This window comes from Bradyrhizobium sp. MI1.7, from assembly GCF_055811795.1.
This window is the reverse complement of the sequence record NZ_JBVVPO010000125.1, coordinates 1-11,919: the sequence shown is the minus strand read 5'-3', so window position 1 is coordinate 11,919 and position 11,919 is coordinate 1. Positions and strand designations below refer to the sequence as shown.

The window sequence follows — 11,919 nt, the reverse complement described above, 5'->3', positions numbered from 1 at the left end:
CCCCCCCCCCCCCCCCCCCCCCCCCCCCCCCCCCCCCCCCCCCCCCCCCCCCCCCCCCCCCCCCCCCCCCCCCCGCCTCGTTTCGGCCGTCACGTGAGCAGCATTACTCCGAGTACTTGAACTCGGGCATGTTCTTCAGCTCGTCCTTGCTGGCATTGAACACGGCGTGGTCCGGATACCATTTCGACGTGGACGAGGCGGTCGTAGCCGTCGTGGTCGTCGTGGTCTTCTCGGTGCCGGTCGCAGCGCCAGTGGTCGTGGTCGCCGCAGGCTTCGCGCCGGTGCCGGTGTAGGCGACGGCCTCGTTGACGAACTTCAGCTTCTCGTAGGGGACGGCGACCAGATGCTCGCCCATGCCGAGGAAGCCGCCGACGCCGATCACGGCAATCTTGATGTTGCCGCTCTTGTCCATCAGCAGGTCGTTGATCGAGCCAATGTTCTCGTTGGCGTCGTTGTAGATCTTCAGGCCCGACATCTTCGAGGCACGCCACTCGCCCGACGCGGTCGTCGTCGTCGTTGTGGTGGTGGTGGCCGCGGGCGCCGCCTTGTCGGTGGTGGCCGTCGGGTTTTGCGCGAACGCAACGGTCGCAAGCAGTGCGGTGCCGGCAAGGCCGGCGGCGATCGATTTCATCAACATTGTTGTCCTCTCCTTCAGCAGAAAGCTTATGCGGAGAGAACAGCGGCGATCATCCGCAGTTCCTTTTCTGCGGCAATTTCGTCACGCGATGATGGCGCTGCGCTGCGACGAAAGTTCCTGCGTCACTCAGGAACGTTCGATGAGGAACGTTCCTGATGCACAGTTCCCCGCCGACGATCATGCGCCCTGGGTGAAGCACGATCGCGGCGAGGAACGCGCCGACCTGCGTCGCTCAGGTCAGCTCTTGAAGTCGATCAGAAGTGCGGAGAAATCCGAACCGCCGAATGAGCTGCCGCTGGCGCCGTAGGACGCGCTCGACGATTGCGACTGCTGGAGCGCCTGGAGGAATTGCTGGAGAATGTCCGCCGTGGTCGTGTTGGTCGACGTGCTGCTGGTCGAGTCCGTCGAGGACGAATCCGACGAGCTGTCATCCGGCGGCGGACCGGGCGGCGGTCCGCCCGCACCACCGGGACCACCCGGACCACCGGGACCGCCGGCGCCGCCTGGCCCCTTGGCGAAAGCGGACTGAAACACGTTCTTCAGTTCGTCCGCCTGGTCCGAGGTCAGCGTCCCGTTCGACACTTCGTTGGCGATGAGATCGTCGATCTTCGACTTCATCTCGTCCTTGGAAGGACGCGTGCCACTCGACTGATCGCTGGATCGGCTCGACTGCAAGGCGGTGTCGATGTCGGTCAGCGCGGTCGAGAGCGCCGACTGGTCCGACGACGAGATCGTGCCGTCGGAAACGTCCGATTGCAATTGCTGCTGAAGCCGCTGCAGGGGCGACTGGTAGTTACCGGCGGAGGCCGCCGAAATCGAGGTCATAATGGCTCCGTGGCTTTTGCGGGGTTTCGTAAGCGACACCGCCACGGTATGGTTAGCGGCCTTAACGAGACCTTGCCGCTTCCCTGCCCGGGTATTGCCTGCTGTTGCGCCCGGACAGTCAGAAACAATCCGAAACAAAAATCTTCGCCTTTTGGCCCGAATCTTGGACAAACAAAGCGCATGGCCAATCCCAACATCCTGGTCGTCGAGGACGACCGCGAAACCCGGACGTTGATTGCAAAGTACCTGCGCAACAACGCCTGCAACGTCACCACCGTGAGCGATGGCCGGGAGATGTCGCGTGCCTTGGCCGATCACAGGGTCGACCTCATCATCCTCGACGTCATGCTGCCCGGCGAGGACGGCCTGAGCCTGTGCCGCAAGGTACGCTCGGAGGCGCAGACGCCGATCATCATGCTGACCGCGCGCGGCGAGGACGTCGATCGCATCGTCGGCCTCGAGATGGGCGCGGACGACTATCTGCCAAAGCCGTTCAACCCGCGCGAGCTGCTCGCGCGCATCAACGCGGTGCTACGCCGCCAGGTCGCAGCCCAGGCGGCAAGCTCGATCGAGGGCGCCTCCACGCTCGTCTTCGAGGGCTGGCGCATCGATCTGCGCCTGCGCGAATTGCGCAATCCGGAAGGCGCGCGCGTCGCGGTGACCAGCGCCGAGTTTGATCTGCTACGGACGTTCTGCGAACGGCCCGGCCGCGTGCTGTCGCGCGACAGCCTGCTCGACCTCACGCAAGGGCGCAACACCGGCTCGTTCGAACGCTCGATCGACGTGCTGGTCAGCCGCATCCGTCGCAAGATCGAGCCCAATCCGGCCGATCCCACCATCATCAAGACGGTGCGCTCCGGCGGCTATCTGTTCACGCCCAGAACCGAAGCGGCCGGGACTGAAGCAGCTGGCAACGAAGCGGTCGCGGCGACCCTGAGCAGTTAGTGGAGCGGTCGTCATGACGCCGTTCCGCTTCTTCCACCTCAAAAGCATCGGTGGACAGATCGCCGCGCTGGTGGTGGCGTCGATCGTCGCGCTGCATCTGATCCTCACCGCCAGCTTCCTGATCAGCCGGCCGGACCGGGCCGAGCCGCCGCCCGACGCCGCCCATCAGCTTGCGGACGCGGCCCTGCTGCTCAACGGCACGGATGCGAGCGAGCGGCCGCGCATCCTCGCCAATATCGTGCGTGCGTTTCCGAATGCCGGCATCGAGCTCCTCGCGCCGGGGACCTTCTCCGTCGCCGAAGACAGCGGTGGCCCGCATCTGCGCAACGTGCGCCGGCATCTCGGCCATCAGTACGAGGTGATCGCGCTGACCCCGAACTTCGGCGTGCACCGCGTCGCGGTCGAGCTTCCCGACGGCAGTGTGATCGCAGGTCGCGTCGAGCAGGGCCCGCATCCGCCGCGGTTCTGGGGCGGCCCCTGGATGATAACGCTGCTGTTCGCGCTGATCAGCGTCACGATGCTCGGCCTGTGGGCGGCCTACGCGCTGGCCGCGCCGCTGTCCTCGTTTGCCAGGGCCGCCGAGAATTTCAGCCTGGACGGGGCGGCCGATCCGCTGCCCGAGCGCGGCCCGGAGGAGATCCGCTCGGTCGCGCGCGCGCTCAACCGCATGCATGAGCGGATCGCGCGGCTGATGTCGGATCGCACCCGGATGCTGGCGGCGATCAGCCACGACCTGCGAACGCCGATCACCCGGCTGCGCCTGCGCGCCGAGTTCATCGAGGACGAGGGCAACCGCAGGCGCATGCTGATCGATCTCGACCAGATGCGCTCGATGCTGGAATCCGTGTTGTCGCTGCTGCGCAACGACCGCAAGATCGAGGCGGTGACGCTGGTCGACATCGCGAGCACGCTCCAGGTCATCGCCGACCAGTTCGGCGACATGGGCCATGTCGTGCACTATGACGGCCCCGCTTCGGCGACGGCCGCCGCGCGGCCCGACGAGCTGCATCGGGGCGTCACCAACCTCGTCGAGAACGCGGTTCGCTTCGGCGCCGAAGTGACGATCCGCCTCGACGTATCCGGCACCACGCTCGTCATCGACGTCGAGGACGACGGCCCCGGCATCTCGGATGCGCGCAAGCAGGAGATGCTGGAGCCGTTCGCGCGCGGCGATGACGCGCGCACCATGGACGAGCACACCGGCTTCGGGCTCGGCCTGTCGATCGCGCGCGCGATCGCGATCGCTCATGGCGGCGAATTGTCGTTGCACGACCGCGCGCCGCACGGGCTGATCGTACGGATGCAATTGCCGGTGTGGCAGCAGCCGCGGCGGGCGGCGTAAGGCACGCCTCAGGCGGCGAGCGGCGGATGCTCGATCGGGTGCTCCTCGAAGATCGCCACCGCCTCGAAGCGGTAGCCGCAGGCGTGGCATTTCCAGAGATAGGAAACGCGGCCTTCGCCCGGCTCGATCCAGTCCGGAGACGGGATCGGTGCCCCACATTGCGCACAGGGGTTCTGCTTGGGGATGTCGCCGATGTCTGCTCGGGTCATGGACGTTCTCCCGAATTTTGAATAGCGATTTTTGGGCGAATGCACGAATAGACAGACCTGCTGTCGCGTAACGCACATCGCCAAGTGCAATCCTAACCTGGGTTTGAGTCGTAAAAACGACGGCCCCGCGAAAATCGCCGCTGGCGGCGTTTCGCCACATCATCGCCGTGTTCCCACGGCCTAACGCGCACGGGTGCAGGTTCGTTCTGCCGAGGAATAATTCAATGAAAATTTTGCGTATTGCCGCGCTCGTTGCGGCCGGGCTGATGTTGCCGCAGGCCGCATTCGCGGGCGAAGCCGAGTATGCCGAGATGGTCGCGGCCCATGCCCGCGCCAACGGCGTGCCGGAAGCGCTGGTGCATCGCGTCATCATGCGCGAGAGCCGCTATCAGCCCGGCCTGATCGGTCGCGGCGGCACCATCGGCCTGATGCAGATCAAGCTCGCGACCGCCCGCGGGGTCGGCTACACCGGCGACGCCGCCGGCCTGCGCGATCCCAACACCAACCTCACCTACGCCGTCAAATACCTCGCCGGCGCCTATCGCGCCGCCAATGGCGACCACGCCCGAGCCGTGCGTTATTTCGCGGGCGGCTATTACTACGTTGCAAAGCGGCAGCGCCAGGAAATGGTGCAGCAGGCCAGCAACGACACCTGGCTCGAGCCGAACGGCAATCCGCAGCCGATGCTCGGGATGGCGCCGCATAAGAAGCTGGCCCAGCGCGTCAGCAATGCGCGGGCGCAGGAGGTTCCCAACCACTAGCCAGCGTCATTCCGGGGCGATGCGAAGCATCGAGCCCGGAATCTCGAGCTTCCCCGGTGCGCAATTGCGCACCCGGGGTTCGGTCCGGCGGACCGCGCCGGAATGTCAGCCCTGTGGCTAGCGCGTTGACCACCCCGTCCCGCTGGCATACATTAGAGCCGTTCCGAGGGGTGCTCCGAGGAGGAGCTGAGATACCGCTAAATGGGTCAGAAGGCCCAGGACCGCGGTGACCCTTTGAACCTGATCCGGGTCATGCCGGCGAAGGGACAGGGATGTTGCAGACCACCAAGCGATCGGATTCCCCGGTATCCATCATCGGCGCAGGCATTGCAGGTGCCTGGCAGGCGCTTTTGTTCGCGCAGGCCGGCCATGCCGTGACGCTACACGAGCGCGGTGACGCCGCGATGACCGATTCCACCAGCCATTGGGCCGGCGGGATGCTCGCGCCCTGGTGCGAGGCGGAGGTCGCGGAACCCATCATCTCCAGGCTCGGCCAGCGCTCCCTGGACATCTGGCGGCGCGAGCTGCCGGACACCCCCTTCAACGGCTCGCTCGTCGTCGCCCACCCGCGCGAGCGCAACGATTTCGAGCGTTTTGCCCGGATGACCGACGGCCACCGCCGGCTCGATGCGGCCAGCCTTGCCGAGCTCGAGCCGTCGCTGGAGGGCCGCTTCCGCGACGCGCTGTTCTTCCCGACCGAGGGCCATGTCGAGCCGCGCCGCGTGCTGCCGAAGCTGCATGAGCGCATCCGCGCCGCCGGCGGCACCATCAAGTTTGATAGCGACGTCAGCGCCAAAGACCTCGACGGCATCGTGATCGACTGTCGCGGCCTCGGCGCGCGCGACGAGCAGCCGGAGCTGCGCGGCGTCAAGGGCGAGATGATTTTGATCGAGACCGGCGAGGTGCGGCTGGCGCGCCCGGTGCGGCTGATCCATCCGCGTTGGCCGCTCTACGTGATCCCGCGCGAGGACAATCTGTTCATGCTGGGCGCGACCTCGATCGAGGCCGAGGACACCGGCGTCAGCGTGCGCTCGGCGCTGGAGCTGCTGGGCGCGGCCTATGCCGTGCATCCGGCCTTCGGCGAGGCTCGGATCATCGAATTCGGCTCCGGCCTTCGGCCCGCTTTCCCCGACAATCTGCCGCGCATCGGCATTCGTGGCGAGAGGATCGCCGTCAACGGCCTCTACCGCCACGGCTTCCTGATCGCCCCGGCGCTCGCCGAGCTGACGCTGCAATACGTCCAGCGCGGCCAGATCGACAATGAGGTGATGCAATGCGGGTGATCGTCAACGGCGAGCAGCGCGAGGTGAACTCGGCCAGCGTGGACGCGCTGCTCAGCGAGCTCGACTATGAGGGCACCCATTTCGCGATCGCGCTGAACTACGACGTCGTGCCGAAGAGCCGCTGGGCCGAGACCCACCTCAAGGCCGGCGACGAGATCGAGATCATCACGCCGCGGCAGGGAGGGTGAGGTGATGATGGCACGCTCTCTCCACTTGTCGTCCCCGCGAAGGCGGGGACCCATAACCACAGGGAGCGGCTATGGCGGCCGGTCTCTCCCCACGTGCCCCAAGAGAAATCACGCGGTATGGGTCCCCGCCTTCGCGGGGACGACAGTTGAACTTGAGGAGACACCTTGGACATGGTGACCTTCTACGGCAAAACCTTCCCCTCCCGCCTGCTGATCGGCAGCGCGCTCTATCCTTCGCCTGCGATCATGCAGGCGGCGATCCGTGCCTCCGGCTCGAACATCGTCACGGTGTCGCTGCGCCGCGAAGCCGCCGGCGGCAAGATCGGGGACGCGTTCTGGAATCTGATCCGTGAGCTCGACGTCAGCGTGTTGCCGAACACCGCCGGCTGCCGCAGCGTGCGCGAGGCCGTGACCACCGCAAAACTCGCGCGCGAGCTGTTCGGCACGTCCTGGATCAAGCTGGAAGTGATCGCCGACAACGACACGCTGCAGCCCGACGTCGTCGGCCTGGTTGAGGCCGCCGCCATCCTGATCAAGGACGGCTTTGAGGTGTTCCCCTATTGCACCGAGGATCTCTCGGTCGCGAACCGCCTGGTCGATGCCGGCTGCAAGGTCGTCATGCCCTGGGCCGCGCCGATCGGCAGTGCCAAAGGCATCACCAACCGCGACGCGCTGAAACTGCTGCGTGAACGGCTGCCTGATATCACGCTGGTGGTCGATGCCGGCATCGGCGCGCCGTCACATGCGGCCGAGGCGCTCGAGCTCGGCTACGACGCCGTGCTGCTCAACACGGCCATCGCAAAAGCCGCCGATCCCGTCGCGATGGCCAACGCCTTCCGTCTCGGCTGTGATGCCGGCCGCACCGCCTACGAAGCCGGGCTGATGAACGCCCGCGACTTCGCCTCCCCCTCCACCCCTGTCGTTGGGACACCATTCTGGCATGCCGTATCCTGATCGCTTCTATCCCGTCGTCGACAGCCTCAAATGGGTCGAACGCCTGACCAAGCTCGGCGTCGGCACCATCCAGTTGCGCGCGAAAGACCTCAACGACGCCGACGCGCTCCAGATCGTCACCGACGCGCTGGCGATCACTGAGGACACGCAGGCCAAGCTGGTCGTGAACGACTATTGGCGCGCGGCCGTCGTCGCCGGCGCAAAATATCTGCATCTCGGCCAGGAGGACCTGGCGGACGCGGACCTCAAGGCCATCCGCGAGGCCGGCCTGTCGCTTGGCGTCTCCACCCATGACGACGCGGAGCTCGAGACCGCGCTTGCCGCAGAGCCCGACTATGTCGCGCTCGGTCCGATCTTCTTCACCACGCTGAAATCGATGCGCTTCGAACCGCAGGGCATTCCAAAGATCACGGAATGGAAGAAGCGGATCGGCAGCATCCCGCTGGTCGCGATCGGCGGCATCAAATTCGAGCACGCCGCGGAGATTTTTGCCGCCGGCGCCGATTCCATCGCCGTCGTCAGCGACGTCACGCAAAACGCCGACCCGGACGCGCGGGTGCGGCAGTGGCTCGGCCTATCGCTGGAGGCGGCATGATGCGCATCGCTCTCTCCACCCGTCATTGCGAGCGAAGCGAAGCAATCCAGAGTCTCTCCGCAGAGACAGTCTGGATTGCTTCGTCGCAAGGGCTCCTCGCAATGACGGAGCAAGAATTCACCGCCGTCGCTCAAACGCACGCACAACAGAATTAAACCGGAGGATCCCATGAACATCCGCTCCAACCCCGAAAAGACCGTCCCCGCCGTCACCACCGGCCCGCTGCCCTCGTCGCGAAAAATCTTCGCGTCTCCGGACGCTGCGCCCGACATCCGCGTGCCGCTGCGCGAGATCATCCTCTCCGAAGGTGCCGGCGAGCCGAACCTGCCGGTCTATGACACCTCGGGCCCCTACACCGACCCGACCGTCACCATCGACGTCAACGCCGGCCTGTCGCGCAACCGTCTCGCCTGGGTCAAGGAGCGAGGCGGCGTCGAGGAGTATCAGGGCCGCGATATCAAGCCGGAGGACAATGGCAACGTCGGCGCCTCGCATGCCGCAAAGGCCTTCACCGCGCACCACAAGCCGCTGCGCGGCCTCGACGGCCACAAGATCACCCAGCTCGAATTCGCCCGCGCCGGCATCATCACCAAGGAAATGATCTACGTCGCCGAGCGCGAAAACCTCGGCCGCAAAAAACAGCTCGATCGCGCGGAGGCCGCGCTGGCCGACGGCGAAAGCTTTGGCGCCGAAGTCCCTGCCTTCATCACCCCGGAATTCGTCCGCAGCGAGATCGCGCGCGGCCGCGCCATCATCCCCTGCAACATCAACCACGCTGAGTTGGAGCCGATGATCATCGGCCGCAACTTCCTCACCAAGATCAACGCCAATATCGGCAACTCCGCCGTGACGTCGTCGGTGGAAGAGGAAGTCGACAAGATGGTGTGGGCGATCCGCTGGGGCGCCGACACCGTGATGGACCTCTCCACCGGCCGCAACATCCACACCACCCGGGAATGGATTCTGCGCAACGCACCGATCCCGATCGGCACCGTGCCGATTTACCAGGCGCTGGAGAAGTGCGAAGGCGATCCGGTCAAGCTGACCTGGGAGCTCTACAAGGACACGCTGATCGAGCAGTGCGAGCAGGGCGTCGACTACTTCACCATCCACGCCGGCGTGCGCCTGTCCTACATCCACCTCACCGCCAACCGCGTCACCGGCATCGTCAGCCGCGGCGGCTCGATCATGGCGAAGTGGTGCCTGGCGCATCACAAGGAGAGCTTCCTCTATACGCATTTCGACGAGATCTGCGACCTCATGCGCAAGTATGACGTCTCGTTCTCGCTCGGCGACGGCCTGCGTCCCGGCTCGATCGCGGACGCCAACGACCGCGCACAGTTTGCCGAACTCGAAACGCTCGGCGAGCTGACTAAAATCGCGTGGGACAAGGGCTGCCAGGTCATGATCGAAGGCCCCGGCCACGTGCCGATGCACAAGATCAAGATCAACATGGACAAGCAGCTCAAGGAGTGCGGCGAAGCCCCGTTCTACACGCTCGGGCCCCTGACCACCGACATCGCGCCGGGCTACGACCACATCACCTCGGGCATCGGCGCCGCCATGATCGGCTGGTTCGGCTGCGCCATGCTGTGCTACGTCACGCCGAAAGAGCATCTCGGGCTGCCCGATCGTAACGACGTCAAGGTGGGCGTCATCACCTACAAGATCGCCGCCCACGCCAGCGATCTCGCCAAGGGCCACCCGGCCGCCCAGCTCCGCGACGACGCCCTCTCCCGCGCCCGTTTCGACTTCCGCTGGAGCGACCAGTTCAACCTCGGCCTCGATCCTGATACCGCCAAGAACTTCCACGACGAGACCCTGCCGAAGGAAGCCCACAAGGTCGCCCATTTCTGCTCGATGTGCGGGCCGAAATTCTGCTCGATGAAGATCACCCAGGATGTGCGGGATTATGCGGCGACGCTGAACGATCCGAATTCGATCGGCATGTCGATGCAGGGCACTGCCGAAGACGGCATGGCCAAGATGAGCGCGAAGTTCAAGGAGATGGGCAGCAGCGTGTATCTCGATGCGGAGAAGGTGAAGGAGAGCAATCGGGTGCTCTAGACTGCAAGAACCCGAGAATATGCTTTGTTGTCGTCAGAAGGCCGAGCGAAAGCCCGGCCTTCTTTTCGTCCCCTTCGAGCCACCTCAAAAGACGAAATCCTCCTCACTTGAGATGTCAGATGGCATCCACGGATATTTTGTCGCCCCAGCAATAAAGTCGCCACGATACGAACTCATGTCACCCCAGTACTCTGGAGGATCACTATTCCTGAACTCATTTTTCATGTTCGTCGTGCTGGTACTCCATACATCGTTCTGAACAAACGACCAGGCGCTAACGGAGTCGACAACATGCCCTCGCGCCAAGTTGTCCTGCTGAATCAGCTCAGTTTCGGTATCGATCTTTGTCAACAATTCCTTCAGGAGATTGCCCACCTCAGCGTGGGCGGCAACGAGAATCGCTTTACTGAAAATCAGCGAGACCTGCTTCCCAAATCTAGGCACTATATCCGCCGACATTCGAACATGCGGAACGTACTCAGTCATAAACGTCACGAAAGCGAACAGCTTTGGAAAGCTCTCGACAATCTGGGGAGAAGTTAGATTCGTCACCTGAAAACTGCGGAATTGAACGCCGTTAGAAGTTTGCAGGATAGCAGAAGCATAATCGACCTCGACCCGAATCCAGCGGTCCGATCTATCCTGAAACAGCCGCACCTTGCAGGTACTTGATCCAATCGAAGATAGATTTCTGTACCACTCGGCCTCAGTGTTCGTAGGAACCACTCTATCTGCCTGCGTCATCTCGACTAGATATTGTTCAATACCAACAAATACGTGATTTACATTCTGCTTGATCAATTCGATGTCGTCATGTTTGACCGGCCTAAAGTGCGCCAGTGAATTTCGTACAGTGCCAATCTCATCAAGTTTTGTCTTTATGATCTCCCGCTTTCCTCGGAAATGAGGCTTGAACAGATCCCAATAGGTGTCCGACGTGATGATTCGTGTTAACTCTCCACTATTGAGATACATCAAGGGAGAGCTCACTTCATAGCCGAGATAGCCGTACCCCTTAGCCTGCGCCACGCGCTTGCTCGCGACGGCGGCGATTGTTGATTGCTCTTCATCAACAGTTTGCAAGGCAGTTTCTGTCCACTTCTCTCCGTATCGATTCTTCAAAACGACGTAGACAAAAACGCGCAATGCGTTTTCCATCCTGAACAAGATATTCAAGGCCTCGTAGTAGTGCAGAAGAAGCCAGCGCTTCGGTATCTCGACGGATCCTCCTTCCTTTCCCTTTGCCGACTTCCAGTCCATGGCATCCCCCTTCTTGCAGCGCAAAGCGCTTGTACGATCGGTAAGGCGCTTAAAGTCCATTCGTGCTTCTTTCAACTCTTACATCTATCAGTTTTGCTACGGTTTGCCACAATCACAGATGGACCCGCGGTTTGCCTGAAGTCGCTCCCCACCGCCTCCCCGACCTTCTCCGTCCCAACCTCCTTCTCGTCTTCGTCGGCACCGCCGCCTCTACGCGCTCGGCCGAGGTCGGGCACTACTACGCTCATCCCGGCAACCGCTTCTGGCGCGCGATCCATGAGGCCGGCATCACGCCGCGACGCTATCAGCCGGGCGAGTTCGCTGCGCTGATCGAGCTTGGGATCGGCTTCACCGATCTCTCCAAGTCGGGCACCGGGATGGATTACCAAATCGCGACTGAAACGATCGACGTGCCGGGGTTCAGGGCCAAGATCGAAAAGTATCGGCCGCGCGCGATTGCGTTCACGAGCAAGAAGGCGGCGAGCCTGTTTTACGGCAGGCCGTCGAGCGGGATCGCGCTGGGGCGTCAGCCGCGCGATGCAGGTTTGCCGGAGGTTTTCGTGCTGCCCTCGCCGTCCGGTGCCGCGTCAGGGCATTGGACGCTGGAGCCGTGGCGCGAGCTCGCTGCCTGGATCGCAGCGTAGTGTGGATTGGCGCTGGCGCTCCAAACTCAGCCGTCCGTCCCGGCGAAGGCCGGGACCCATAACCACAGGCCACGGTTTGGCGAAGACTCGTGGTTCGGTACTTCTACCGGCCGTAACCGATAGATTCCGCGGTATGGGTCCCGGCCTTCGCCGGGACGACACCGTTGCCTGCGCTCTACCCATCCTACACACTAAAGATCGAAATTGGT

Annotated in this window: 13 protein-coding genes and 1 riboswitch; of the genes, 9 read left to right on the top strand and 4 right to left on the bottom strand. The window is 63.6% G+C overall.

Annotated features, from left to right (window positions below):
• Positions 1–103: 103 nt before the first annotated feature.
• Together AC0L3X_RS45190 and AC0L3X_RS45185 are read right to left on the bottom strand one after the other, a co-directional pair.
• Positions 104–637: a PRC-barrel domain-containing protein gene (locus AC0L3X_RS45190; RefSeq protein ID WP_063981500.1), complete on the bottom strand. Its 534-nt coding sequence runs from the start codon at positions 635–637 to the stop codon at positions 104–106.
• 237 nt (positions 638–874) lie between these two features.
• Positions 875–1,462 carry a hypothetical protein gene (locus AC0L3X_RS45185; RefSeq protein WP_063981499.1) on the bottom strand — a complete coding sequence of 196 codons (588 nt, stop codon included), beginning with the start codon at positions 1,460–1,462 and terminating at the stop codon, positions 875–877.
• A 180-nt stretch (positions 1,463–1,642) separates the two neighbouring features.
• Here AC0L3X_RS45185 and AC0L3X_RS45180 point away from each other — a divergent pair, with 180 nt between their 5' ends.
• Both AC0L3X_RS45180 and AC0L3X_RS45175 read left to right on the top strand, forming a co-directional pair.
• On the top strand, positions 1,643–2,407 hold the full coding sequence (locus AC0L3X_RS45180) for a response regulator (protein WP_063981498.1): 765 nt from the start codon (positions 1,643–1,645) through the stop codon (positions 2,405–2,407).
• A 13-nt stretch (positions 2,408–2,420) separates the two neighbouring features.
• Positions 2,421–3,749, top strand: coding sequence for an ATP-binding protein (locus AC0L3X_RS45175; RefSeq protein WP_063981497.1), 1,329 nt, complete (start codon positions 2,421–2,423; stop codon positions 3,747–3,749).
• 8 nt (positions 3,750–3,757) lie between these two features.
• Here AC0L3X_RS45175 and AC0L3X_RS45170 read toward each other — a convergent pair whose 3' ends face one another.
• Positions 3,758–3,958: a hypothetical protein gene (locus tag AC0L3X_RS45170; protein ID WP_063981496.1), complete on the bottom strand. Its 201-nt coding sequence runs from the start codon at positions 3,956–3,958 to the stop codon at positions 3,758–3,760.
• Between the two features lie 224 nt (positions 3,959–4,182).
• Here AC0L3X_RS45170 and AC0L3X_RS45165 point away from each other — a divergent pair, with 224 nt between their 5' ends.
• From AC0L3X_RS45165 to thiC, 6 genes are all read left to right on the top strand, one after another.
• Positions 4,183–4,719, top strand: a complete 537-nt coding sequence (locus tag AC0L3X_RS45165) for a lytic transglycosylase domain-containing protein (RefSeq protein WP_063981495.1) — start codon at positions 4,183–4,185, stop codon at positions 4,717–4,719.
• A 156-nt stretch (positions 4,720–4,875) separates the two neighbouring features.
• Positions 4,876–5,004, top strand: a riboswitch (TPP riboswitch).
• Entirely contained in the window at positions 4,992–6,002 is a 1,011-nt protein-coding gene (locus AC0L3X_RS45160) for an FAD-dependent oxidoreductase (RefSeq protein WP_283017510.1), read from the top strand. (Overlaps the previous riboswitch by 13 nt.)
• Complete coding sequence (gene thiS, locus AC0L3X_RS45155) at positions 5,993–6,190, top strand: sulfur carrier protein ThiS (RefSeq protein WP_063981493.1); 198 nt, start codon at positions 5,993–5,995, stop codon at positions 6,188–6,190. The genes AC0L3X_RS45160 and thiS overlap by 10 nt, the downstream gene beginning before the upstream one ends.
• Before the next feature lie 171 nt (positions 6,191–6,361).
• Positions 6,362–7,144: a thiazole synthase gene (locus AC0L3X_RS45150; RefSeq protein WP_473317505.1), complete on the top strand. Its 783-nt coding sequence runs from the start codon at positions 6,362–6,364 to the stop codon at positions 7,142–7,144.
• Positions 7,131–7,739, top strand: a complete 609-nt coding sequence (locus AC0L3X_RS45145; protein ID WP_063981492.1) for a thiamine phosphate synthase — start codon at positions 7,131–7,133, stop codon at positions 7,737–7,739. The genes AC0L3X_RS45150 and AC0L3X_RS45145 overlap by 14 nt, the downstream gene beginning before the upstream one ends.
• A 168-nt stretch (positions 7,740–7,907) precedes the next feature.
• Positions 7,908–9,806, top strand: coding sequence for a phosphomethylpyrimidine synthase ThiC (thiC, locus tag AC0L3X_RS45140; protein ID WP_063981491.1), 1,899 nt, complete (start codon positions 7,908–7,910; stop codon positions 9,804–9,806).
• Between the two features lie 84 nt (positions 9,807–9,890).
• Here the strand turns inward: thiC and AC0L3X_RS45135 are convergent, their stop codons facing one another.
• The gene (locus AC0L3X_RS45135; protein ID WP_354095471.1) at positions 9,891–11,126 is read right to left on the bottom strand and encodes a Swt1 family HEPN domain-containing protein; all 1,236 of its coding nucleotides are present in this window, start codon (positions 11,124–11,126) and stop codon (positions 9,891–9,893) included.
• Between the two features lie 71 nt (positions 11,127–11,197).
• Here AC0L3X_RS45135 and AC0L3X_RS45130 point away from each other — a divergent pair, with 71 nt between their 5' ends.
• Entirely contained in the window at positions 11,198–11,710 is a 513-nt protein-coding gene (locus tag AC0L3X_RS45130; RefSeq protein ID WP_063981489.1) for a mismatch-specific DNA-glycosylase, read from the top strand.
• The last annotated feature ends 209 nt before the right edge of the window (positions 11,711–11,919 follow it).